12 protein-coding genes and 1 tRNA gene are annotated in these 26,153 nt (G+C 50.8%); 6 read left to right on the forward strand and 7 right to left on the reverse strand.

Going from position 1 to position 26,153, the window contains the following annotated elements:
* Positions 1-53 precede the first annotated feature (53 nt).
* Entirely contained in the window at positions 54-302 is a 249-nt protein-coding gene (locus tag ACT2B1_RS15850) for a hypothetical protein (protein WP_321251721.1), read from the reverse strand.
* Between the two features lie 670 nt (positions 303-972).
* Positions 973-1,509 (reverse strand): hypothetical protein, encoded by a 537-nt coding sequence (locus ACT2B1_RS15855; RefSeq protein ID WP_481668134.1) that lies wholly within the window; start codon positions 1,507-1,509, stop codon positions 973-975.
* Between the two features lie 50 nt (positions 1,510-1,559).
* On the opposite strand from ACT2B1_RS15855, the gene ACT2B1_RS15860 reads away from it, so the two are divergent.
* Entirely contained in the window at positions 1,560-1,967 is a 408-nt protein-coding gene (locus ACT2B1_RS15860; RefSeq protein WP_321251716.1) for a hypothetical protein, read from the forward strand.
* A 669-nt stretch (positions 1,968-2,636) separates the two neighbouring features.
* Here the strand turns inward: ACT2B1_RS15860 and ACT2B1_RS15865 are convergent.
* The 3 genes from ACT2B1_RS15865 to ACT2B1_RS15875 all read right to left on the reverse strand — a co-directional run bounded on the left by ACT2B1_RS15865 (position 2,637) and on the right by ACT2B1_RS15875 (position 6,187).
* Positions 2,637-3,011, reverse strand: coding sequence for a hypothetical protein (locus tag ACT2B1_RS15865; protein WP_481668135.1), 375 nt, complete (start codon positions 3,009-3,011; stop codon positions 2,637-2,639).
* A 519-nt stretch (positions 3,012-3,530) separates the two neighbouring features.
* Complete coding sequence (locus tag ACT2B1_RS15870; RefSeq protein ID WP_481668136.1) at positions 3,531-3,938, reverse strand: hypothetical protein; 408 nt, start codon at positions 3,936-3,938, stop codon at positions 3,531-3,533.
* A 146-nt stretch (positions 3,939-4,084) separates the two neighbouring features.
* Positions 4,085-6,187 (reverse strand): AAA family ATPase, encoded by a 2,103-nt coding sequence (locus ACT2B1_RS15875; RefSeq protein WP_481668137.1) that lies wholly within the window; start codon positions 6,185-6,187, stop codon positions 4,085-4,087.
* A gap of 488 nt (positions 6,188-6,675) precedes the next feature.
* On the opposite strand from ACT2B1_RS15875, the gene ACT2B1_RS15880 reads away from it, so the two are divergent.
* The 5 genes from ACT2B1_RS15880 to ACT2B1_RS15900 all read left to right on the forward strand — a co-directional run bounded on the left by ACT2B1_RS15880 (position 6,676) and on the right by ACT2B1_RS15900 (position 23,928).
* The gene (locus ACT2B1_RS15880) at positions 6,676-7,236 is read left to right on the forward strand and encodes a hypothetical protein (protein WP_481668138.1); all 561 of its coding nucleotides are present in this window, start codon (positions 6,676-6,678) and stop codon (positions 7,234-7,236) included.
* A 389-nt stretch (positions 7,237-7,625) separates the two neighbouring features.
* Positions 7,626-10,571, forward strand: a complete 2,946-nt coding sequence (locus ACT2B1_RS15885; RefSeq protein WP_481668139.1) for a helicase-related protein — start codon at positions 7,626-7,628, stop codon at positions 10,569-10,571.
* Positions 10,572-10,575: 4 nt separating this feature from the next.
* A complete protein-coding gene (locus ACT2B1_RS15890; RefSeq protein WP_481668140.1) occupies positions 10,576-15,366 on the forward strand; it encodes an Eco57I restriction-modification methylase domain-containing protein in 4,791 nt (1,596 codons plus the stop codon).
* Between the two features lies 1 nt (position 15,367).
* Entirely contained in the window at positions 15,368-21,751 is a 6,384-nt protein-coding gene (locus ACT2B1_RS15895; protein WP_481668141.1) for a DEAD/DEAH box helicase, read from the forward strand.
* A complete protein-coding gene (locus ACT2B1_RS15900; protein WP_481668142.1) occupies positions 21,748-23,928 on the forward strand; it encodes a UvrD-helicase domain-containing protein in 2,181 nt (726 codons plus the stop codon). The genes ACT2B1_RS15895 and ACT2B1_RS15900 overlap by 4 nt, the downstream gene beginning before the upstream one ends.
* Positions 23,929-24,154: 226 nt before the next feature.
* Here the strand turns inward: ACT2B1_RS15900 and ACT2B1_RS15905 are convergent, their stop codons facing one another.
* Together ACT2B1_RS15905 and ACT2B1_RS15910 are read right to left on the reverse strand one after the other, a co-directional pair.
* Positions 24,155-25,372, reverse strand: coding sequence for a hypothetical protein (locus ACT2B1_RS15905; RefSeq protein ID WP_481668143.1), 1,218 nt, complete (start codon positions 25,370-25,372; stop codon positions 24,155-24,157).
* Positions 25,373-26,030: 658 nt separating this feature from the next.
* Positions 26,031-26,105: transfer RNA gene (locus ACT2B1_RS15910), tRNA-Phe, on the reverse strand.
* Positions 26,106-26,153: the final 48 nt, after the last annotated feature.

Genomic DNA, 26,153 nt, shown 5'->3' on the forward strand with positions numbered 1-26,153 from the left:
CTTTTCTCTTTATTGTTTGTTCCACACAGTAAGCTGATAGGTCGCCTGAGGAGTCATTCATCAAATTCTTCTGAGAATTCAATGACTAGGTCTCTAAGGATTCCAATGGCCTTGTCTCGATCCGGATGCTCAAACCCCGCTTCATCGCAAGTTTCGGTTACGAACTCCCACACCCCGTCCAAGAGCTGTTCAGCAGCCTCAGGATCGACCGGCTTTCCAACGTAGCGGATGCCGTCCATTGCGCAAAGTGCAGCCCACCGCTCCAAATCGTTTTTGAAAACAAGAATATTGTCATTCAACATGCACGCCGTCCTTCTTCCAAACGCCTTAGGGATCGTCCAGGCCCCTAGCTCCTAATCTTAATCCAAATATTCATGCTTTTGCCCATCTTCGATCAGATTTACTGACAAGTTGCTCGACGAGATGGAAAGTCGGCTAGTCCAAGGGGTTACCCCCCCTTTTTCTGTACCAAGGAAAAAAGGGGGTAAACCGGGGGTAGCCCAAGCGAGTCTTCAACGGTTCTTCCCAAGTTTCTAAATTGGCGGGTTTAGTTACCTGCTCTGAACGGAGCTCATCGACGAACACCGGTTATCTTTTCTATATTTTCTCTTTTCTACAGTTTCTCATTTCTATCTTTTTCACTTTTCTATCTTTTTGCCTTCCAAATTCATATCTGGCCTCAAGCATGCATCTTAAAAAAATGTAATATTTACAATATGTTATGGTGGTTTTTCGTTGACATGTAGTTTTAGACATGTCAAAAGAACTGCGTGAAAACAATCAAATGGAGATGCTCATGCTTGAGTATATTCGAACCGCCTACCATCAACTTCACGTCGCAGCAGTGATCATTCATGTTCTGCTTGTTTTCGGCGAACTGCTTCACATCCTGCCACATGCATAAGGACCCCCAAATGACCTGTACGCACTTTGATATAGCCATGCAGGTGCAGCCTCTCCTTCGACACCGTACTATTTCAGCCTAACGGGCTTGATACGCGGTCGGCGTCGAATGACAGGCTGCACCTGCTTCTGCTCCTCGATCATAGAAAAAGTCAAAAGAAAGTACCTTTTCCCGTTCGTATCGCGGCACATCCAACATCCGACCGCAAAACGTTTCTGGTGGATTATTGCCACTCCAAAAAGGTGTGGCTCGCTCTCCTCGGTTCTTTTGTGAAAGACCTCAAGCTTTGCTTTTTGGCTGGTTCGAACACCAGAGCGCCTTTCATGAATCTCTAAAAAAAGTGCTGCGTCGGATGGAGAAAAAATCTCAACAAACGCTGTTACAAGATATCTTTTGCCGCAAATATCCAGCACGCCAACCCAAGCAGAGCATTCATTGTGATTGGGGATCCCATTTGGGTACAGCTTTGCAGATCCTGTCTTTGTCATATTGCGTAACCTCATTTGCTCGATGGCAAATGCATGTGCGGACGCAAGCAACAACGGCCCGTCCCGCGGTTGGTGATAAGTTGTTTCTTGCAAGGTCGTTACCAAACTTTTGGCCAAGCGAACGTCCAACACCCAAGTTGTGCCGCTAGCCAAATGGAGTTAAAGCGATGAGAAAAGCTGCCCGGAGTTCAAAGACCCGACAAACTGAACTCATTGGAGTTAGGTTGAATTCGGATTTGAAAAGCCTGCTGGATGAACGGGCAAAGGAAAATGGTATCTCGCCTACTTCCCAAGCTCGCGTCCTGCTTGCACGTTCACTCGGGTTCTCAAACGAAGTGGAAACGCGGCCACCATCTCGGCGTTGCACTCAAAAAACGATCTCGCAAGATCTAAAACGCGCCATCTGTTTTCTTGATCTTTTGCAGGACATGCGCAGAGAATTTCGATACCTCACGCATACCCTAACGCGCACTCCTCACGATCCTTCTGAAAGCCCCGCCATTGCTGCCGCTCTGGCTAAAATATCTGCTTCCCTGCATGGCATCCAAATCCATGTGACAGGAGGCAAAACGTGATCATCAAAACATCTCGCGTCCCTACCGGTCATACCAACAAGATTGCCAAATACCTTGCCGCCAAGGGCGAAAACGAGCGGGTTGATTGGCTCTGCGGTCATCCTGACGACATCCAAATCATGGGTGAGATTTCGAAGCTCTCGGGAAAAGCTTTCTCCGTACGGCATGTGGTTCTGGCACCCCAGGTCCGTTTAGATCACACTCAGCTCGCGCAAGTGATCAAAGCATATTGCCAAGAGTATCGAGTACCCAATTCCAGCGTAAGACGCCTTTGCCTGATCAGGCATATGAAACCGCGTGCTTCCACGGAGTGCACAAATGTTCACTGGCATCTTGCGATACCGGAGACAGATCCCCTCAGTTTGAGAGTACTCAACAGTTCCTTCACACGAATCCGAGACGAGAAGTTGTCCCGAATGTCAGAACTAATGCTCGGTCACCCTATTGTGCCAGGGCGTTTCACGAAACAGGTTTTCGAAGTTCTACAGAAGGAGCGTCCTGACCTCGATCTCTCCGCATACAGAATTGCTTTGTCCCAGGCTCGCCCGAAGCCTGATCACTATAGTTGTGTTCTGAGCACAGGTAAGGCTGAGCGACGTTTCGATCTCCGACCTACAGCTTCATTGCATCAGCATCGCACAGATCGTGGCACAAGAACTGAGACCTTTCTTAGTCTTCAGGTGCTACCAAACGTCCTTGATCATCCAGTTTTAACGCCGCGAATTTGCGTCCAGAATACCCTGGCCACTTGTCCGCATAATCTAAACAAATGATCAGAACGTTTTCGCCCCGCAGTGACTTGAGCTTGCCTTGCTGTTTACCGGGAACCCTAAATATTGCCCATGCGCCTTTCGTTTGAAGGCTGTATGTTCGGAAGTCACTTGTAAAAATCAAACCCTTGTGCTGCTGGACCAATTCACGAATGCTCTCCAGCGCTTCGCGCCGAGAGGCCGTCCAGGATCCGTCTGAGTTTACCGTCTGGAGAAGATTCTTGATTTCTCCGTGCGGTTTTGAAGTAAGCTTTTGGTCTAAAATTCGAACCATTATTCTCTCAAGCCTGGTGTGTGTTTGCCCAAGTGTCTAAGTCAAAATCTCGGGGAAACGCAAATCTAAGAGAAATTGCCTCCAAAGCCGCTTCTTTCGTTGAAAAACAACCGTATAACTCGCGACGCGTGTCCCACCCGCTTCCCCAACAAACAACAACAGCGACACGTTGGCTCTGCTTTGGGAAGGCAAACCAAAGTCCCGGTGTAATGTCATCGTCTGGATTGTCGAGTGCACTTTCAACACGGCGCTTTATCAGCAGATTCAATTCGTGTGATCGAGGCTCCGCACCTGCCTCTAGCTCTTCCAAGCGATCTCCACTGAGAACCTGATTAAGGAGCGTCCACTCCCAATCTTCAAATAAAGATTAATCACACAAAGGTGAATTGAAAGGCAATATGTGCGAAACAAACCCTCCCGACTCCGAAACCAATAAGTTGGGATCCAGGGAGGTGATTGTTTGCGGGCTACGAGCTTTTTCCATAGGCACTCTTGGTTCTCTATTAGAAGCGGCTTTGCTCAAGATATCTTGATAGGTGACAGGGACGTTTCAATAACGCTGAATTCGCCATCTTCATCTTTTGCAGCTGCCAAATGCTCCCCGCGATACGTCACATCTTCGGACCACCAGGGACCACCAATGCCACCTGGCAAGTCGGCCCAAACATACCACTTCCCATCCTGGTCCTGCTCCAGTGTCCAATCGAACTGAGGCTCACCAAAAGGCCCCTCAAAAAGGCCGGCGGATTTCGCAGCCCCTTCCCTCAGGGCGGCTTTCCCAAGGCGCAGCAGATCAGCGATACGCAGCTCGCCGGTTAGCTGAAAGGTTTCAAAATTATAGGGGCAAGAGGCTTCCCACATAACAGTCGCCCATTCAGCGTCGGGTACATCAATAAGACGATCAGCGGATGAGATACTTTTTGTCATCAATCTTCTTGACTCGGAGTAACGTTGCAGGCGCGCCTATCCTCGCGCAGCGACAGTCGCATCGGCACTAGATCAAGATTTGGTCGCGATGCGTCAAACATATCAAAGTCTATCCTCATCGATCCGCCGAACGCTTTATACGGCGGCTATTTATACTCGTGCGCGGGGCTGCTCAAGACACCATGGCGCCCCTTGTAAGGCTTCGAACATTCATGTTTGTCCAATACCTCTTCGATCTCTGCTTTGTAGATCTCGCGTTTCTCAACCAGAAGAGCGCTCAAACTTTCGATGACCGCTCGGTTTTTTTCGATGACGTCTTTCGCCCGAGAACTCGCCGTTTCCAAACGTTGCAATACGTTATGCCGAACTTGTTCATCCTGAAGGATGTCACTAAGGTTCGTCACTTCGACTGGCCGCCACAGCAAAGGATTTGCGCCAAGTCCAAACATCTCTTCCAGGCGCGTCGCAAGAATCGTCGCTTGCGCAAGGTCACTTTCCGCACTGCCGCCAGAGCCAGTAGAAACCGATCCAAGAAAAGCCATTTCCGCTTCGCGGCCTGCAAGAAGCATTGCCAGCTTCGCTTCAAGCTCAGCGAGCAAAGGAAATGGGCTTTTGTTCTCAAAGGAGACAATCCCACCTCTAGATCGGATCTCGGCACGATCAGGCAAGCCGAGCCCAAGAATGCTCCCTACAATAATGTGACCCGCTTCGTGGTAGGCTGCCCGCAGCAAATCCGATTGCGAACTCTCAGGTACAATCTTCTCCGCGGCAGCCCACAGATGAGCATCTTCTAACGTGGCTCCTTTGTATCTCGCCAAACTGCGGGCTTGTCTCACAATCGCCGCCGCATCCGCGCCTGTGCAGCCAATAAGATGTGCAGCCACGTCCTTAATCCTGCGCAGCGTAATTTCATCGCCGCAATGATCTAAAAGAATGTCGGCAAGTGCGTCTTTGCCGGGCAGTGACATTTCAATTTTCAGATCAAAACGCCCCGAGCGCACCAACGCTGCATCCAGTTTTTCTGGATGGTTACACGCCCCAACAACCAAGACACCTTGACGTTGATTGGCTTTATCCATTGCTTCAAGCAGGGCATTAAGCGCCGATCTGGTATAGTTTGCATTCTCACCGCTTGCGGTTGCACGATCCTCAAAAGAATCGATTTCATCGATGAACAGTACCGTTGGCGACCTTCTGCACGCTTCATCGAAGGACTTGTTCATTGCCGCCAGAAAATCGCCCAGGTGGCCATGTTGCTGCCAGTCGGCGTAGCTCGTCGCAATGAAATGCGCACCGATCTGACTGGCAAGCTTCGAAGCGGCAAAAGTCTTACCTGTGCCCGGGGCGCCAAACATGAGAACACCCCTGGGAATTTCCGACCAATCCAATTGACCGCCTCTCCATGTTTTAATGTCGACAGACAGTTGCTTCAGAACCGCTTTGGTCGAACCCAAGCCCTTTACTGCGTCAAGCGCTGACTTATCGGCCGCAACCGAGTTGTCATCGGCAAATCGAACAAGCGCTTCCACCATCTTCTTGGTGTTCGTCTGTCGCACTGCGGTGGTCAGCTGTTCCAGCGTCAAACACTGCAACTCCTGTGCTTGAGGCAGTTGGTCAAGGATCGGTTGCATGTCCGGGTTGCAACATGGACGGTGCAGTACCTTATGAAGTTTTAGAACGATTTGCGGAGAGATTTCCGCTAGCCGCACAACTTGTGTTGCCGCCTGTCGGATTGTTTCAGGAATTTCCTCCAAACACTCGACAATGCACAAGAACGGCCGTGGCTCCGCCATGCGATCAGACAAGTTTTTCTCAAACTCATCTTTCCCTTTAGCCCGACGCGATGAATAGGTCTTGGAATTCCGAGTAATAAGGCTGATCTTTGGAAGGTGCTTCTGAGAGTTCTTTGCGGCCGGCATGAGGCCGCGTTCGAAGGCGTCCTCGACAGGCTCGATCCATGCTGGATCACCGGTTTCAACGACGGTGAAACCATAGGGAGCATACAAGCTTTCAATGACGGTCTTTTGGTTCTTGGGGAAGCTTGCAAACAGCCGGATCAAAGCTGCCGCAGAGTGGATATCGAGTTTTGATGAGCAAGCGAACCACTTCGTCGCCTTGCCCGCTTTTCCTTCACCTGCTCCCCAAGTATTTTCTTGAAAACCGGTAGAGCAAAGTTCATGCAGCGCAGCATCGAACCAGGTGTTGAATTGTTTGAAAAAACTGGAAGAAGTCTTAGATCCTCGTGGCATCGAGCACCCCTTTTGTCGGATTCAATCTGAAGCAGCTTGGAACGGTCGAACTACGACCAGGGACTATCCAAGCGATATCAGCCGCACGCTGGGGCGACTGAACAGTTCAGGTTGTTTCACAACAAAAGTCATCGATATTTCCAATTTTAGATCAGCAACTTAGCGCCGCTTGGCAACGAGCACAAGACCCGATTGACTACCTTCTTCAGAGCTCGAGCTTACGGATTTTTTCCATAATTTTGTCTCATTGTTTAGATATCCGGACATGGTGCCAGAACAAGGTTAATCTGGGATAAACGTTTTCAGCCGAGTTTGTCGCTGACCGTTGACAGAGGCGATGTGGCTCAAGCTTTTTGGCGTGCATCGCCGAGGCCATGCACAGTCAAAACTTCTATTCAAAATATACTTTTTATATAAAAACTATATAATTTGTTGCGCCCAAATTTTCCTTAGGTAATATCACCTTGAGATTGGAAGGTTGAACTCCTATGCCTACGACCATGGTCATTTTTACAAGTAAGAAGCCGGAAGACGTCGCTGACTTGGGCGGGACTGGGTGGTGGAAAGTGGACCCTGTAAAGGCGCGGGGCGCGACGCATGTTGTCCTTACTCACAACGCCTTCGACAAGAGGCGACCCGGGGATCCAGAGCATCACGGTGAATCGTTCATGGTAGCGACGATAAAAGATGTCTTGAAGGATGAGGACGGGCGTTGGCTTATTCAGTTTGATCAGTACGCAATGACAAGTGCGGGACTGAAGTGGCCCGGCTATAGAAACCCTGTCAATTATACGGACACCGATGGAGTACTTGATCAGCTCGAGATTGGTGATTGGCAAAAAGTACAAGAGGTCTCGTTCAAAGACGCGCAGGCAATAAGGCGGCGTGACGATGCTTCCGCAGCGCGCATGCAAGTGAGACAGGCTCCAACATCAGGCACAGGCGAACTGACATTTGGCGAGATCATCGAACTGCATCGCGAACGCATTGCAGTTGATCTCGGTGTCGAGCCGGCGGCCGTAAAAATCACGATAGAGACCTCAAAATGAGCACTGCTATTGGCATGAAATCACAAAACTATGTCAGCAAAAGATTATCCGTGAGCGGACTTTATGCATACATGAACGCTGGCTTTGCATGATCATCTACGAACGGGTTGATCATAGTCGATCAAACTACTTTAACGCAACAATGCCGCCACTTAACTACCGCTAGGATTGCTTGGCGAAACTGAAGATACCTGGAGGACTCCAACAAGTGTTCCGAAGAAGACTCCTTAGATTTTTGCAGGGTAGACTTGCGCCGCACGTACAGCCTGGAACCATGTCGATTGTCACAGAGTAAGCCGCTACGCCCAACTCAACGCACCAAACACACCGAAGCTCGCTGGTGAACGTTTAAGCCAAGCCAAAAAGCAAGACTATTTTCGGAGCCCCAAATGAACCCCATCCCACAACCCGGTTCGGTCGTCAAAGTACGCTCAGCCATCTGGAAAGTATTGGGTCTTACGCAACTGAAAGGCGGCGATAGCGAAGTCCACTGTCGTGGGTTGTCCGGACTTGTCAGGGACAAAGAAGCTCGCTTTATCTGGCGGGTTGAAACAGGATCTCAAGTTCTAGATCCGGCCGAGGTCAGGCTCGAACATGATAGCTCACCGGGGCTCATGGACACAAAACTCTTCCTCGAAGCGGCCTTTAGACAAACCGCAACAACGGCAAGGCAACCTTTGACCTTTGGACAAGCCGCCATCGATGACCTCAGCTTCCAGCATTTACCTGTTGAAAGGGCTCTTTCTCAGGACCGCGTCCGGTTGCTTATTGCTGACGATGTTGGCCTTGGGAAAACACTTGAAGCTGGACTTATCACCTCGGAGCTAGCACTCCGAGGGCGGGCCAACAGGATTCTTGTTGTAACTACACGCGCGATGCTAACGCAGTTTCAGAAGGAATTCTGGACACGATTTTCCATCCCGCTTTCAAGGTTGGATAGCGCAGCAATTCGCCGAATGCGGAACAAAATACCGGCGCATTACAACGTTTTCGATCAATTTGATCGCTCTATTGTATCCATCGATACTTTGAAGCGAGATGCGCAAATCCGGGCCGCAATCGATGCATCCTATTGGGACCTGATTATTATCGACGAAGCCCATAATGCGGCCCGCCGCAAAAACACAGCTGGCACCAACTCTCAACGGGCTGAGCTTGCGAAACTGCTTTCGCGACGAACAGACTCACTGCTCCTGCTAACAGCAACACCGCATGATGGATCACACGAAAGCTTTGCAAGCTTGATCGAAATGCTTGATCCAACTCGCGTGCCCGATCCTACTAAGCTCAAGCGCGAAGACATCGAAGATTTGGTCGTCAGGCGCTTTCGATCATCACCCGAGGTCATAGAAGATCTGGGAGAAATCGTCCCGCAGAGAAAACTGATCAGAAGAGATTTCCCTCTCAGCCCTGAAGAAGAGGCTGCATATCAATCGATTGCAGATCTTCATCTGGATCTTGACGAAGAAAACAAACGCGGTCGCGCAATTGATCTCTTTCGAACAACCTTGGCTAAGGCCATTTTTTCTAGCCCTGCCGCCTGTCTGGAGACACTGAACAATCGCATTCGGGGTATCGAGAAAGGAACGTCTCGCGGCACCGAAGAGGATCAAGAACGCCTGCAAGCGCTTGCCGATCAGGTTGAGAAAATTGGTATCGGCGAATTCAGCAAGTATCAGGATTTGCTGGACGCTTTGAAGGCGGCAAAATGGACTGGAAGCAAGAAGCGCGACCGCCTTGTTGTTTTCTCAGAGCGCATCGCCACTGTGTCCTGGCTTGCCGAACGGATGCCAGAGGATCTAGGGCTCAAAGAAGATCAGATTGCTCGAATTGACGGCGGTAGCGTTGAAGCCGACATCAAAACCCAGAAGGTCATTGAGGATTTTGGGCAAGAAAACTCATCTATCCGGGTTTTGATTGCATCCGATATGGCCTCCGAAGGCCTTAACCTCCACTTCCAATGTCACCGGCTTATCCATTTTGATCTGCCTTGGTCTCTACTGCGGTTTCAGCAACGCAACGGTCGGATCGACCGTTACGGGCAAGACCGTGCACCGCAGATCACATATTTTGTCGGCGAAAGCAGCCACCCAAAAGTTCGCCAGATGTGGGTTTTGGACAAGCTCGTTGAAAGAGATGAGAAAGCCCAGGAGGGTGTAGGTGACCCTGCTGTTTTCCTTGGCCAAGGGGATGCCGAAGGTGAGGAGGTTATCGTCGCAGAGGCTGTCGCGTCAGGGGTCGGCGAAGACGCCTTTGCTCGAGATATGGATGAGCGTGCTTCGCAAGCAAAGGCTCTTGATGACGCATTTGACGCGATCTTTGGGGACTATGCCGACAACGTGGAAGAACAAACGAGTGCCGCCTCAACTACAGAGGCGAAGCCTCCGAGATTGTTTGAAGACACCTTCTCTTATACGGGCAGCATGTTGGAACGGCTCGGTCGACCTGAAGAGCAGGTTTTTGACACACCTCCAAGCATCTCTGAGGCTCAACGCATAATAAAGTTCCAGATACCACAGGATATGAAAGCGCGTGACGGCTTCGGCTATGCAAGTGCTGGGGCGGTTGATGGGCGATATATGCCGGAAGAGGCAGTGGACCGCTCTGGCAAGGTCGAACTGACAGATCAGGCGGATACAATTACTAGGGCCATTGATGAAGCTAAAATGAGAGAGCGGTCCTGGCCAGACGTCCAGTATCTTTGGGACGGCCACCCAATTCTGGAATGGTTTGCCGACCGCTCAAATACGTTCTTTCCTCAACACTCGGCGCCGATTGCCTCGCTAAAGGGCCGACTTGCTGATGGTGAAATAGCTTTCGTCATGCACGGAGCCGTACCCAATTCGCTGGGCGCGCCTGTCGTCGACCGGTGGGCCGTTGTTGTTCGGAGCGCGGATGGCGAGTTATGGATTGAAGAGATAGCGGAATTTCTCAGCCGCACCCAACTTAAGGGGAACACGCCAAGTCAGCCAATTTCGGGCCAAGAGGACGCCCAAAACGCACTGCGCTCGGCTGTTGATTGCTTCCAAACTCATCTACGTCAACTTCGAAACCAAAAGGCACAAGAGATTGAAGTAGAAATGAATTCTGTTTTGGCACGCTTGTCAGACTTGGAAAAACGCCACAAAGCCCAGTTGGGTTTTGATTTAGGGGAAATCACGTTCAATGAAGGCGCGTTAACTACGAAACAAAAGCGCGCACAGACCCTGCGGCAGAATAAAGAGAAGAGAATAGATCGCCTTTTTGAGGACTGGATCGAGTGGTTCGAAAGAACGCGCAAGGTTATTGATGACCCCAATCCGCATGTTGACCTCAAAGCAGTGTTCGTAGGGTAAGCTTATGGAACTCATTGGAATTGAAAACGAAGCAGAGTTTTTTCCGTCCGGAACCCTGTCAGACGTTCTGAAAGAAGAGTTGGCCGATATCACTGCCCGTTGGTCTGAGTTGGATAAAAAAAAGCACCCCGTTGAACGTTTGCAGGGTGTTACCGGCACAACGTTGGGTGCTTACCGACAAATTCGTGCTTCAAATGAAGCGTCGAAAAGGTTTGGGCTCACTCAGGAGGCTCGCTTCAAGGTTTTGGAAGCGCTCGGCTATGAGTGGAAACGGGAAGTTGCGCCCGCGGGTTTGGATGGCCAAACACTAATACCGCTTCTCGGCAGAGTCTCAAATGCAGATGGAAAAGATGCGCTTTGGATAATCGAAGCACCGGTTCCAAGTAACGAAGACGAATCGTCTGACCCATTGGATGCGAAGTTTTCCAAAGATCAGTTTGCAGAAGAGGACCGGGACGCGGCTCTATTGGACCAGACAATCGGCGAGTTTCTGGCCAAAGGCGTGTTTGAATTGCCGGATGGACCTAGAAACGTACTGATTGTTGGTCTTTCCCAACTTGTCCTTGTCGATAAACGCAAATGGCCCGCGCGGTCAGTACTTCGCTTCAATTTGCAGGAGATATTTGCGCGATCCGAACGTGACACGCTGGTTTTGACGGCTTGCCTGATTGCAAGAGAGGCTCGGGTGCCTGAGCAAGGCGTGCCGATTTCCGACAGACTCGAAGAAGAAGCTCAGCGAAACGCCAATTCGGTGACATCATCGCTCAAGAAAACAGTGCGAGATGCTATTGAGCTGCTGGGGCAAGAAGTTCTCGAAGTCACCGAAGGCAAGTTTCCGTCGAATTATCCCATCAAGTCCAAACGCGGTGTCTGGATCGAAGGTCCAGACCTGTCTCGTGAATGTTTGCGATACATGTACCGCTTGCTGTTCATGTTCTATGCCGAAGCCAATCCGCGGCTCAGCCTGCTTGATTTGAAAAACCCGATTTACAACTCTGGATACTCTCTGGAAGGCCTGCGCGATCTGGAGTCCGTTCCGCTTAGAACCACCGCGGATCGAACCGGGACGTTCCTCTGGGAGAGCCTGCAAACGACATTAGACTTACTCTACACGGGCCTTGATTTGGAAGACGCTGACAAGGGGACGGGGCTCCGGCTGCCGGCTGTAAAGGTGTCTTTGCTTGATCCACAGAGCACTCCGCTTCTGAACAGCCTCAATCTGCGCAATGAGGCGATTCAGAAGGTCATTCGGCGTCTGTCACTGCGATCAACCAATAAAAGCACGGGGCGCATTTCCTACGCCAAGCTCGGCATCGGACAGTTGGGCGCTGTCTATGAAACCCTGATTTCATTCACTGGGGTTGTCGCCAAAAATGATCTGATTGAATTGCTTCCCAGCAAAGGCAAAAAGTCTGATGCCGATCCAGACGATCCAGACGATCCAGTAAGCCGCGTAGATTATGTCGATCCGCTTGCACCCAGTTGGTTTGTGGAGCGCCGTCGTCTTCTGAACGGTGAGTTCACCTCTGAAGAAGTGGTGTTCAAAGGCAGCGAAGCACTCATCTATCCGAAGGGGACATTCATCTATCGCCTTGCGGGTCGGGATCGAGAAAAGTCAGCGTCCTACTACACTCCTGAACCGCTGGCCCGATTGCTGGTCAAACACGCTCTAATGGAGCGCTGCAAAGACCTCACCGCAGATGAACTGCTTGAGCTCAAGATCCTCGAGCCCGCGATGGGATCGGCGGCCTTCCTAGTCGAGACCACAAACCAGCTGGCGGACCTCTATCTAGACCGCAAACAACAGGAGTTGGGCAAGACCATTCCGCAAGACCAAATCGTCGTCGAAAAGCAAAAGGTCCGCAGTTTCATCGCCGACCGAAATTGCTTTGGCGTCGACTTGAACCCTATTGCGGTTGAACTTGGCGCGATCTCGCTCTGGCTCAACGGTCTGCACAACAGCGCGTTTTCGCCGTGGTTTGGAGACCAGTTGCATGCCGGGAACTCGTTGCTGGGAGCGCGAAGAGCATCTTATAGTCCAAAGCTCACGACAGCATCTAGCGCCGCAGATCTATGGCTAAATGCCAAGCCACAGGAGATCGGCTGGCGCAACAAGTTGCCAGAAGGCCAGATCTGGCAGTGGCTACTGCCGGCCAAGGATATGGCCAAATTTGATGGCGACAAGACCATCAAACCTTTTGCCGAAGATGGGCAAAAGCGGATCAAAGATTGGCGCCAAGGAGGGTTCTTCAAAAAACTTGAAAAGCACGAAATCCAATTGGTCCAGAAACTCAGCAAAGTTGCTGAAGCATTGTTCGAACAAGTCGCCGATGACCTGGAGAAGACCCGAATTTCCTCCAACGACGAAATTACCATCTGGCCCGATCATGAAATGGCTGGAAACAAGCGGATGGATTTCCATGCCAAAGCAAAACTGACCGCGCATTTGGTCGGCGACGATCACGCCACCAACACTCTGCCTTACAAGCGGCTCAAGACAGCAATGGACGCATGGTGCGCCCTGTGGCTATGGCCGTTGGATCAGGCGGACAAACTGCCATCCCGGCTCGAGTTTCTGAGCGGCATGGCAATGATCCTTGAAGGCGGGTTTTCTGCTGACGGATCCCTTGAGGCACCAAGTATGTCAGAGTTCTCGAATCCGGAACTGGATTTCTTCGACCAGCTTGAACCCGATGCACCTGCGTGTGATTTGTTTAAGGCGCCGCACAAAACCCAAGACTTGTTGTTCCGCGAAACCAATGTTGAGGCGCTGATTGAAACATTCGACTGGTTAGGTGTTGCGACCCAGGTGGCTGAGAGGGAACGCTTTGTGCATTTTGATCTGATCTTTGCTGACGTTATGCGCGCTCGCGGTGGATTTGATTTGATAGTCGGGAACCCGCCTTGGGCAAAACCGGCCTTTGACGAAGCGCTAGTTGTTTCCGATTTTGACCCTGCCGTAGGCGCTAAAGGAGTTAAGGCCAAAGACGTCCGCGCCGCACTTCCTGAAATGCTAGATACCCCACTAAAACTGAAGACTTTTTGCAATTCATATACCTCTGAAAATGGGCGCCTTTCATTTACTTCTTCCCATCTTATGTTTCCATATCTTGGTACTGGCGCAAATAATTTGTACGCTTGCTTCTTGGAGATCGCGTGGCGTGTGGCCGCTGTCTCAGGTGTAGCCGCATTGGTGCATCAGGATCGCCATCTAACCGACCCCAAAAATCATGAGTTTAGGGCTAATTGGTATACCAGAATTCGTCGACACTTTGCTTTCCGAAACGAGCTAAGAAGTAAGAACTTTGCGGATGTGGGGAACCGGAAAGAGTTTTCGCTGAACGTGTATGGTCCGCCACAAAAAGATATCAGCTTCATTCATATGAGCGGGCTTTTGCATGCTTCACAAGTAGAAGAATCTTTTTCGCATGATGGTTTAGGGCCAATCCCGCCAATGAAAGATGATCACGGCAAATGGATTGTAAGAGGTCATTTAAACCGAGTAATTTTTTTGGACAAAACATTCTTGAGAAAGTTAGCAGATTCATCATTTGAAGATACAACTACCGTCTCCTGTAAGTTGCCACAAATATACTCAACGAAGATCAGTAGCCTTTTGTCTTCATTGGAAAAAATGAGGGCATCAAGTTATGTCCCAGAATATATCTTAGAACGGCCCATTGTCGAAACAGATGCTATAAAGGAGGGTAAAATCTCCAAAAAGGAAACGTTTACCGACAACATTGGCTCAGGCGTTTTGACTGCGCCTATGGTAAAGGTTGGGTCAGCCTTTTCGCAATGCCCGGGAAGGCAATTGCGCTCACACAGAGATTACAAGCCTCTGGATCTAAAATCAGTGGACAGCATGAGATCCGTGCGATTTGGCTATGAACTGATTCAGCATAATTCAATACTCGCCGCGGAACAAAATGCGGAAGATCTAATTGAAAAGGGAGGCGCTCTGTATTCAATTGCAGCTAGAGACTTTATCGACGTAAATGGAGAGAGAAGCCTTTTGGTGGGCATGGTGCCGTCGGGTCTTCCCCATCTTCACACAGTGCGAGTAATTTCTGCGGGGGACCAATGTCAGACGTTGTCTGTTGCATCCCAGCTTTTATCTCTACCGTTCGACTTTTTTTTGAGATCAGCGGCCCCAGGACATTTAGATATCAGCGTCCTAGAATCTCTTCCCATTCAGCAACCTGATTGCAATGCTATTGCAAGGGCGCTCTTATTGTTTTGTCACTTGGCGGAATTCGCTCCCCTTTGGAATAGCGTTGCGACGAAGCTTGAGTGGTCTGGCTGGTCGCAGGCACATTCAACGTTGCCAGAAGTTGATCTTTCGGCATCATGGTCCAACTCTAAGCGCTTGACTGCTGATTATGCGAGGAGACTCGCACTAGTTGAACTCGATGTATTGATTGCAATGAAGCTAGGCATGTCTCGCGACCAGCTAATTGAAATCTTCAAAACATACTACCCAATTCTCCGTCAAAATGAAGCTGGCACTTGGTATGATCTGAACGGTCAGATTGTTTGGAGTAGTTCGGTAGGACTGCCTGGCGTCGGCTGGCTCGATGACCGCGGAAAGAGCCCCGGTCGCTCCGAGTGGGAGAAGATCTTGGCAGACAATCCCTCGGAACTTACCTGCACAACCATCGACGACATGATGCCCGGCGGTCCTCGCGAAGTTACCCACCACTTCGTTGGCCCTTTCACCCAATGCGACCGGATCGAAGACTATAAACGTGCTTGGGCTCATTTCGAGGCGCTGAAGGCGGAAGGGGGCAGCTGACATGAACCCGATCCTACTCAACCGCCATGTGCAACAAAGCCTGCGCGAGCTGGTGCATTCTACGCTCAACACCTCAAGCAAGTCGTTTGAGGGGATTGTGAAGCGGTTTCTTGAGACGCCCGGCAATTTTATCAAGGGCCCGTGGATTTCGGTCGACATGCCTTTTCGGCAAATCGACGGGGCCGCGGATGGGTCATGGGATCAGCCCTTTCCAGAAGTACCCCTGAGGTTCCCGCCCTATCAGCACCAGATGGACGCCTTTGCACGGCTGAGCGGTGACAAGATGCGCTCGACCCTCGTGGCAACGGGCACAGGATCTGGCAAGACAGAAAGCTACCTCTGGCCGATTTTGGAGCATTGCCGGCAGAACAAGGACGAACCTGGGATCAAGGCGATCCTGATCTACCCAATGAATGCCTTGGCGAGCGACCAGGCGCGGCGAATCGCGTCGGCGATCAACGACTTACCGGGATTAGAGGGCGTTCGAGCGGGGATATACGCTGACGCAGAACCCAAGAACGCTACGATGGAGGTGACGCCAGAAAGCGTGATCACACATCGCGAAACCATGCGTCAAAACCCACCCGATATTCTGCTCACAAACTACAAAATGCTCGACTATTTGTTGTTGCGTGGACGGGACAAAAGCCTCTGGGGCGAAAATAACCCTGAGACACTTAAGTTTCTGGTCGTAGATGAGATACACACCTTCGACGGTGCTCAAGGCGCGGATCTGGCACTTTTGATCCGACGTCTGAAATATCGTCTGAACACGCCGGAGCAGCATCTGGTCTGTGTTGGGTCTTCTGCAACACTCGGTTCCGGCGAAGACGCAAAAGCCGATTTGCGCGGCTACGCCAGGACGATTTTTGGCGAAGAGTTCGATGATCAGGCCGTCATCACCGAAACCCGCAAAACCGCGGCAGAAGTCTTCGACGATCCAGAATATTCCGACCGTCCGTCTCCGAACGACATACGCGCAGCTCTCAGTGCGGCAGAAGGCATGAACCAGGCGGAAGCAGCCAAGCATCTTGCAAGATGCCTGTTTCCGAAAACGACCGATCCAGATCTTGAAGCGCTGCATGCAGGTGATCCCACCTCTTTTGATTGGCGGTTGCTTCTCGGGCGCCTGTTAATGGAGCAGCAACTGGTTCAGAGAACGCTGAAAACTATCGCAGAACATAGTGGGCCTGCTTCGCTCGAGGACGTCGCCGCTGGCCTGTCCCTGGTGAAGGCAATCCGCAAGTGGAGGCCAGAAGACCATCAAGCCCTAGCGGAGCTGACTGTCGCACTGGTCGCATGGGCCCGATCAGCAGGAAATCGCCCGCTATTCAATGTCAGGCTTCAGCTCTGGATACGCGAAATGGCACGGATGGTGTCAAACCTTCCAAGGCTTGAGGCAGGTTTGCAGAAATCTCATATCAACCTGCTGCATGGTATGGATCTGGATACTTCAGCGCTCAGGAAAACTTTGCCCTTGGTTAATTGCAATCGATGCGGGGCAACAGCGCATCTGGGACGCCAGAATGTCAGTTCGGTATCTTGCTGGGCACCACTCGACCAACTCTACGAAGAGTTCTTTTCCCATAACAACGGCGGCAAACTTCGACTATTTTACCACGACAATATAGACCGCAAGGTGAGCGCGACCGCTGGTGGCGGGCGTATCGTCCAAGGCCTGTTGGATTCGGAAAGCTTAGAATTCAGTCCTTCGAACCATGACGAACTCGACGTCGGGCCAGCATCGCCTGTCTGGATGTACGATCCCACAGATAGCAATGGAAAGTTGGATGCGACATGCCCGTCGTGTGGGCAAGCTCAAGGCGTTTTGTTGTTTGGAATGCGTGCAGCCCGCCTGACACCGGGCATTACAAGTACCATGTACTCGTCCGAGCAGAATGAGGAAAGTCCGAGCGCAAAACCCAGGTTCCTGATGTTTTCGGACTCTGTTCAAGACGCCGCGCATCGCGCTGCCGTTGCTGAGACCCGCAACACACTCTCGGTATATCAGAAGTCGCTCTATCAGGTTTTGCAAAAGACTGATGCCGGCAAACTCAATCTTGAGGAGGTGTTTCAGGACGTTCCAAAAGACTGGCTTGCAACCCTGGGCGCGGACAGTTTCACCGCGATGTTCATTCCGAAGGAACAGGCGTGGCGGTCTCGTTATGCGGATTTGATTCAACACGATATTTCTATCAGTGACCCGGTTTTTATAGACCACATTTGTATGCGCCTGGGGTGGGAATATTTCATTGATCTCAGCTTTCGCGCGCATTTCAATCATACGCTGGAGATCAATGGGATTGCTGCCGCTGATGTGTCAGGTGAAGCGGTTCGCGACAGCGCAGAGCGTTTGTCGCGACAACTCAGGAATGAGTTTGCTGGTGCGCCTGAGCTCGACAATGACCGAGTAGCCCAGTTTTTACTTGGATTCATGCAACGTATGAGGCGCCAAGGTTCCGTCGCCCACCCATATGTCGAGCTTGCGGCCCGGGCATCGACTGGATCGTATGGAATGAATTGGTTTGCAGCGGGTCGTCAACTGGGACTTGGACAAAGCGGCACTTTACCCATTCCAGATACACCCAGAAGACTAGGCCCCATCCCGATTACGCTGAGCAATGCTCTGACCGGTGTTGAAAAATTGACGCGTAAACATATCGCAAACTGGTATCGTGATTGGGTTTTCAGAAGCTTTGCAGATGCAGACCTTAGAATTGGAACTGATCCAGACACGGTTTTCAAACTGGCGCTCAACAGGTTGCAGGCCGACAGTCTCGTCAAGCGCGTTGATGGCCCAGATGGGCACCGGCACGTTTGGCTGCTTGAGCCAAGAAAAGTTGTAGTCTCCTTGGACACGCATGGTTTGACCTGCGATGTTTGTGGGCGGCGAGAGGTAACACTAGCGGTAAACGAAGACATTGCCGTCGGTTCGTGCTGTACAAAAATCGGATGCCAGGGACATCTACAGGATGCACGACTCCCAGTTCGCCCTGCGATGCGCAGGTTATTGTCCTCAAATCGGAATCATAGAGTTGTCGCCCGGGAGCACACCGGCATCCTCGATGCGGATCAAAGAAACCATATCGAAACAGGTTTCATAACCGAGGAAACCCGATGGGCGCCGAACCTGATCAGCGCAACGCCAACACTGGAAATGGGTATCGACATTGGCGATCTGTCGACATTGCTTTTGAGCTCGGTTCCACCTGAAGAGGCGAACTATGTTCAAAGAATCGGACGAAGCGGACGTCGGGACGGCAATGCTCTGAATCTGGTTCTGGCCAATGCCAGGCCACACGATATTCAGTTCTGGGAAGATCCAACGCCGATGCTGGCGGGTCAGGTCAACCCTCCGGGTGTGTTCCTCTCAGCAGAAGAAGTGTTACTACGCCAGGTAACAGCGTTCACCCTTGATGCTTTCGTCATCACCACTTCCGAAAGTAGCGATTACGGAAAGGTCAGAGATGTCCTGAAACGGAGGAATGACGTTGCTTCGACAGGTTTCCCAAGGGAATGGCTCGATATGGTCAAATCCAATGGTGCTATGCTCGCTGACCAGTTTTTGGAAGGTCTTCCGGAGGCCATAAATGCGCGATCCGATTTGACCGCACGGATTCGAGACTACTTAACCCAATCTGACCACCACTCGCTCCCTTGGCGCATCACAGCCGTCTTTGATGAAGCAGAAAATGACAGAGCACGCCTGGTGGACAAGCGAGAAGAAGCAACGAAAGAGCTGCAACGTCTACGCCAGCGCCAGGCTGAGTTTACCGAAGAGGAATACGACAAACGCAGGGGCGACATCGAGCGCAACCGAAAAGAAATCAACAGCATGATCCGCAAGGGTATCGATGATGTTTCGGTAATTAAATACCTCACAGATAAAGGCGTTCTGCCAAACTATGCCTTTCCCGAAGAGGGAGTAAAACTGACGTCGATTCTATTCCGTCGCGACAATGCAAAGGGTGAACCGGAGGAGCCGCTACAAATCGAGTATTCGAGACCTGCCAGCTCCGCGTTATCCGAGCTCGCGCCAGGCCAGTACTTTTTTGCAAATGGCCGACAGGTTCAGGTGGAGCGACTTGAAATTGGCAAGGAGGATCTTTCGTCGTGGACGTTTTGCCAGTCCTGCTCTCATATTGCCCCACGGCACGAGGGGGACGCGACGAGTAATTGTCCAAAATGCGGGGACAACATGTGGATCGACAGCGGATCCGAACATGAAGTGGTCAAACTGAAATCCGTTATTTCTGCCAGTAGCGAGGAAAAGGCTGCTATTCGTGATTTGGACCAGCGAGACCAGCGTCAATTTGATAGAGAATTGAAACCTTTTCATGCAGAATCTGACGTTTTGTCCTCCTGGTTTACGGATCAGGATTCTTCCGCTCCATTCGGATTTGAATTCATTCCAGATTGCACCTTCCGCGATTTCAACTATGGCGCAAAGTCATCGGCTCCAGTGGGTCCGATCATCGCGGGCGCCAAACGCGCGTCTCATCCTTTCAGGATCTGCAAACACTGCGGCACTGTGCAAAAGCCTCTGCGCAATGAAGATGATGTTGGCGTTCACCCGCCAAGCTGTAAAACCTTGCGAGACAAAATCACCCGCGATCATTGGGAAACGGAAGTCTTCCTGATGCGGGAATTCGAAACTGAGGCGATGCGTGTTATTATCCCAGTGGTGGGAGATGCTGACGACAATGATCTGAAAAGCTTTGTTGCAGCGATAAATCTTGGCATGCAACGTCATTTTGCGGGCAAGGTTGATCATATTCGCTCCACGATCTACGAAGCCAGGCTCAATGATCATGTTTCGGTTCGAAGCCTCTACCTGTACGACTCGGTGCCCGGCGGATCCGGTTACCTGCGCCAAGTAGGCGAACATCCAGATACAATGAAGTCGATTGTCTCTAAGGCGATTGCGGCACTCTCCCAATGTAGGTGCAACACGGCCGACCCGCCTCGAGACGGATGTTATCGATGCGTAAAACCCTACAGGTCGCAATTTGGCCCCGGAGAGCCAAGCCGGGATCGTGCACGCGCTTTAATGGAAAGCACACTCGGGAAATGGGACAGCTTGACCCAGACCTCGAGTAACATTGATGCATCTATTCTTGGTGCATTGGTTGAAAGCAAATTGGAAGCCAGATTTCTTGGAGCCCTATCCAAAACTTATGGTGAGGACGCGCTGAAACCCCAGGTATTATCAGGCGGGCGGCGCGGATATGTCCTGCGTGCAGGGAGCGCAGACACCCCAAAACTCTGGACGATAGAACCACAGGTTCAAATCGATACCCGTTTCAATGGATTACCCAAAAAACGAGTGGATTTCCTGGTTTCGCCAGTCAACGCCGCCGACCAATTGCCGGTTGTCGTGGAAATGGATGGGTACGATTACCACGCCAACACCATCGACAAGGACCTGCTGGACCGTATCGAAATGATCCGATCCGGAAAGGTGCGCGTTTGGACACTCAGCTGGAATGACCTTGATGAGACCGCCGATTTGCCTCGAAACCCCTTTTCGGAAGCGGCGTACACGTCCAAGCAGCGCGGAACACTTGGAAGAGTTCTGGCAAATGAACATTTTGCTGATTTATCCGAGCCGATAAAGCGCTTGCAGTCACTTCCAAATCTGAACGCGCTGATTCGCGTTTTGGATGGCGTGGATACTGACCTTGAGCGAGCTTGGTCGGTGCTGTCTCGCACATTTATACAGGCAGAAAACCGCGCGTTTGAAGATCTTCCAAGTGTTGGCGACCTACGGAGTGAGAACTTGGAGTTCTTGAAAGAGGCGTGGCGCGCAGCCCATTTTGGTCAAAAGCCACTCGACGTATTTGTCGCTTGTGACCAAGTGAGCCCTATTCAGTGGGCAGAAAGCAATCGTGACGTGCGCATTGTTCTCCACGCCACTCTTCCAGAAGTGTCAGATGTAACAACAACCAAACCGGTTCTTGAAGATATTTGGCGCGGGCTATGGCGTGCTGTGAACCTGCTTCAATCCCTGCCCGGCTTCCATGTGCAGGTAAACGAGTTGGATACACTGCTACCACCGGAAACCAGTTCATCCAGTGCCGCAAATGAAAAAGAAGATACCGCTTGGCTAGAAACACGATCTCTTTGCGATGAAGTGTTCCACCCTTTGATAGATGCGCTTATCGCGGCCGGTGTACCAGGGCCGGATAGGATCGGCGACGATCTCATGGTGTCCGGCCGGGTCGTCGGTGCAACGGAGTTCGGCTGGTCCAAGTATAACTTTTGCGTGTCTGAAGAAGCTCACGACAATACAGGGTGGACACTTCTGACCTTTATTCCAGAAGAAAGTCACGTAAGCGAAACCATCGCCGAAATCCTGAAGGCAATTGAGGAGACAAGCAAATGAATCAGCCAATTGCGAAACGGGTCTCGTACGATATCGGATGCATGAAGAGCCTCAGGAAGCTTCCAGACAAAGTTTCGCTTAGATTCATGGATATGATGACCCGTTACATGTCGTCCCCCGAAAGCAACGGGTTGAACCTTGAGACGGTCGAAGGTTCAAAAGACAGTTCCATTAAGTCTCTGCGCGTGGATCAAGGCTACCGGGCTATAGCTTTCGAGCTGGGCCGTGACATCATGTTTGTGCATGTCGGCGAGCATGACAAGGCATACCGATGGGCGACAGGGCGACGGGTGAAACTTGACCCTGGGACCAATCGTGTCCGTATCATTCAGGAAATTGACGCTGAAACGGAAAAGCAGACCACTGCTGCTAAACTTGGATTGTTTGATGGTTTTGCGGATAAGAAACTTCGCGCTCTGGGCATACCGGACGAAGAACTACCCGCCATTCGGCAAATTGCCTCGTTGGAAGAACTTGAGACGGACGAAGACAAATTTGATCCCCTCAGCTATCAGGTCCTTTACGCATTAGCAGCAGGATACTCCGAAGAAGAAGTCTACGCGATGACGGGCGTTGCCGAGTGTGGTGAGGAAGACGCTGAACAGGATGACGCGGACGTTTCGTTTGACAAGCTCATTGAGACCGATGAAAGCCGGCAGACCATTTTCATTCCTGAAAGTGAAGCGGAGCTGAGGCGCGTTTTCGAAGAAGGGCTGGAAGGCTGGCGTGTCTTTCTGCATCCCGAGCAGCGAAAGCTAGCATATCGCGATTATAACGGCCCAGCCATGGTACGCGGAGGTGCTGGCACCGGTAAAACGGTTGTCGCAATGCATCGTGCGAAACATCTCGCGGATCAAATCGCGGCTGATCCCAGGCGGGTAGGAGAGAAGATATTATTCACAACGTTCACGACAAGCTTAGTGCAGGACATTCTAAACAATTTGCGCACACTTTGCCCTGAACACTTAGATTCAAAGCCGGCAAGGATTGAAGTTATTAATCTGGATCGTTGGGTGTCGCAGTTCCTGAGACGAAAAGACTTTGGCCGGCAAGTTGCGTATTTCGGCGAAGCGCGTAATCAACTTGAAGAAATTTGGGAGGAAGTTTTTGAAGCGCATGATTTACCAGAAAACCTGACCGAAGATTTTGTAAAAGCTGAATGGGGTCAGATTGTTCAAGCAAAAGGTCTGACGGACAAAAGGGCTTATCTGAAGATTTCAAGAGCGGGGCGCGGCACGTCGCTTGATCGACGAAAAAGAGCCGCTTTGTGGGACGTTTTCTCGGATTACAGAGCCCGCATGGTCAGCGCAGGCCTGGCCGAACCTGATGATGCTTACCGCGAGGCGACCGAGTTGTTGTTATCTGAAGCACCAAATCTCCCTTACGTCGCCGTAGTTGTGGATGAAGCACAGGACATGGGTGAGCAGGCTTTCAAACTGATTAGAGCCATTGTCCCGGAAAAATCGACCGGCGATAAAAACACGATCTTTATCGTTGGAGATGCGCATCAACGAATTTATGCACGTCGTGCGAGCATGTCTGCTTGCGGTATAAACATTCGCGGCCGCTCACGCCGACTGCGACTGAATTACCGTACAACGCAGGAAATACGAGCCTGGGCCGTATCAATCCTGGAAGGGGTCAGTGTCGATGACCTAGATGAAGGAACGGATACACTGAACGGATACGTAAGTCTGTTGAAAGGGCCAAACCCTGAGCTTGCGTCCCATCCATCAGAAATTGAAGAACTGAAAGGTCTGGCCGATTGGGTAGGTAAGGTGATTTCTTCTGGCACTGCTCCTGAAGAGATTGGAATCCTTTGCAACCGGAGAAAGGACATTGCGCGTGTAGAGGATGCTCTTCACGGGATTGATGTTCAAACAGTTGAATTGAAGGCTGGAGAAGCTGACAGCCGCGACAAACCCGGGGTGAGAATCACTACAATGCACCGCGCCAAGGGCCTGGAGTTTTTTGCCGTGGCAATTCCGTTCATGTCGGAGTCTGCTTTTCCACCGAACGTTGCTTTAGAGTCTGCCGTTGATGCTGCGGACTTGAATGACATCGTTGATCAGTACCGCTCGCTTTTGCACGTGGCAGCCACTCGAGCCAAAAAGGAACTTCGTGTCTCCTGGTCAGGGGACGTGACCAACTTGGCAGTAATCGGCGATAACGAATAGATTGGCTTCTTGCAAATTGTTGGTTGAACTCATTCGACTCTAGTTGAAATTGAGGAACATCGGCGATTGCAATTTATGGGACAACTCTTTCCTCACCAGACTATGTAGAAATCCAATTTTGCCGCCCGCTTTCAAGATCATCGGGCGGCAATAAGTGGCGTACAAAAAACAGGGGGATCTGCGTTGCGACTCCTAGCACTAAGCATCCAACCGCACGCGCAGCCACCTAAGAACTATGCACGTGGAAAACAGTAGGCTTGTCGGGATCTGATTTGCCTCTCCAGTGAGGTCGTCTAAAAACCATTTTGCCGTTTCTCGCCATGAACAGATGACCACGTACAAGATGCCTGCCAGGTCCCCTTCGAAGCCCAGTAGAAACTTTTTCAGTCGGCTCCCCAGAGTATAGCTTTTCAACGGTTTCGTCAGAAACATTTAGCTTAACTACATTGACTACCCGGGGTTCCCTGTCTTTTTGTGAAATTGCACTTCGTCTAGTTCCTTGCCTTACAAGGCCAGCAAAGACAGGCTTCTCTTGCCGAACGACGGCATCTCCATCGTTGGCCAACAAAATGGCCAACATGGCTGCGATGTTCGAAATCTCTCCACTTAGATCCTCAGGGTCGTTATGGTATAGTTCCTCTGCTGCGAACGGATTGCTCTTCATTAGTTCGTTTAGGTAACTTCTTCCTGTCTCGCTAAGTGAGATTTCTTCCATCAAGGCAGTGTTGTAGACCCAAGTTGCAAAGCCTAGTTTCCTTTTGTGAGGAACCCTAAGAAACTCTCGGTCTGTTGGCCCAAACAAGTCCTTGAAATTTTTGCGAAGTTCTTGATGACCGCTATTGTATCGTTGCCAGAGTTCCTCGGGCGTAATGAACGAAGGTTTGTTCCTGACATCGATCACACCGTCGTAGCAATTGAGACCCAAGCGCCAGAACTCAAACAATGCCCTTTCCTCCAGCTTAGTTCTACTCACCGCGTATGAGGCATCCATTGTTTCCTTGGCAAATGCACGAGCCCGCCGAGACTCCTCATGCGAGACCGGTAAATTCCAGCATACCGAGTACTTTGCCAGACCGGGCGCGAGAACCTTGACCTGAATCCCAACCCGGTTCGCGATTGCTTCTCCGGGAAGCACATCTTGAGGAATGTGTTCGCGCAGAGGATTTAGTAGAAGGTTCCTTTCACGGCCGCCAGCTTCTAGAAAAACCGTCTTTGGTGCGTCGAAAACCGAAAGCAGTACTCCACGGAGGCCCTCGGGGTCTTTAATCCTGAGATCTGAGGCCATGGACAGAGCGGAACCTTCGAAAAAGTAGGATTCAGCATTCTCCGTCACATCCCTCGCAAACCGCAGGACGTGACGCAGATGGCTTGGAGGAAGCACATTCCTATCTGCCTCTGACATGCGAGTGATACAGCCAAGGCTCTCTGTCAAATAGTTTGTCATTAAACGACCGCTCCAGCTTGAAGTCCGGACAAACCAGCAGACTTAAATTGCGAAAGCCCGTTTAGCTCAAACGACTTGATTACCAGTCCAGCAAAGCCCTTCCGCACGGTCGACCTTGAAGCCTGAGAGCTTCTTTGAGCCCAGATGTGAACCCTCACATACGAGTGTTGTAGTTTTTCAGTTACCATTGGTGTGCTGCCCATAACGTTTCGAAGTTACGTTATGATTTCCAAAAACCGAGAGATTTTCAACGCTGAAAATTCACATATCATATTGATTTTATTAATTAAAGAATAGATGCGCTTTCTCCAAGGATAGCCAAAAATAGTGACAAGAATAGATGCTGAGAACCAAGGATAGTGGCGTTGCGCTTTTGCAACATGTTGGTGATCTATCCTTTGCTGACTAAGCGACAGCCCCATTCGCAGCAGCGCTTCTGTTCAGCTTGAAGGCCATTAAACAGTCTACATATAAGCCTGTTTCAACGAGCAATTCACATTGCACGAACGTACATTTTGCACACATGAAGAAGCGATTAAGCTTTTTGAAAAACATCTTAAGCTGGGGTCAAATGGTACAGATATGGTACGCAGACCAATTCCGGTAAAAGCAAGCAGCAGCAATAATCAAAATTCTTAAATTATTTCAATGCTTTAAATGGTGCCCGGGGGCGGAATCGAACCACCGACACGAGGATTTTCAATCCACTGCTCTACCCCTGAGCTACCCGGGCACGGGAACGGCGACTGCCGTTGGGTGGAGGCGTTCTATGACTTGCCAC

Source organism: Ruegeria sp. S263, from assembly GCF_056780525.1.

Bases quoted from the DNA above. Each gene is read 5' to 3' on its own strand.
- ACT2B1_RS15850 (WP_321251721.1), bottom strand. From the start codon at position 302: ATGTTGAATGACAATATTCTTGTTTTCAAAAACGATTTGGAGCGGTGG.
- ACT2B1_RS15860 (WP_321251716.1), top strand. From the start codon at position 1,560: ATGAGAAAAGCTGCCCGGAGTTCAAAGACCCGACAAACTGAACTCATT.
- ACT2B1_RS15865 (WP_481668135.1), bottom strand. From the start codon at position 3,011: ATGGTTCGAATTTTAGACCAAAAGCTTACTTCAAAACCGCACGGAGAA.
- ACT2B1_RS15870 (WP_481668136.1), bottom strand. From the start codon at position 3,938: ATGACAAAAAGTATCTCATCCGCTGATCGTCTTATTGATGTACCCGAC.
- ACT2B1_RS15875 (WP_481668137.1), bottom strand. From the start codon at position 6,187: ATGCCACGAGGATCTAAGACTTCTTCCAGTTTTTTCAAACAATTCAAC.
- ACT2B1_RS15880 (WP_481668138.1), top strand. From the start codon at position 6,676: ATGCCTACGACCATGGTCATTTTTACAAGTAAGAAGCCGGAAGACGTC.
- ACT2B1_RS15885 (WP_481668139.1), top strand. From the start codon at position 7,626: ATGAACCCCATCCCACAACCCGGTTCGGTCGTCAAAGTACGCTCAGCC.
- ACT2B1_RS15890 (WP_481668140.1), top strand. From the start codon at position 10,576: ATGGAACTCATTGGAATTGAAAACGAAGCAGAGTTTTTTCCGTCCGGA.
- ACT2B1_RS15895 (WP_481668141.1), top strand. From the start codon at position 15,368: ATGAACCCGATCCTACTCAACCGCCATGTGCAACAAAGCCTGCGCGAG.
- ACT2B1_RS15900 (WP_481668142.1), top strand. From the start codon at position 21,748: ATGAATCAGCCAATTGCGAAACGGGTCTCGTACGATATCGGATGCATG.
- ACT2B1_RS15905 (WP_481668143.1), bottom strand. From the start codon at position 25,372: ATGACAAACTATTTGACAGAGAGCCTTGGCTGTATCACTCGCATGTCA.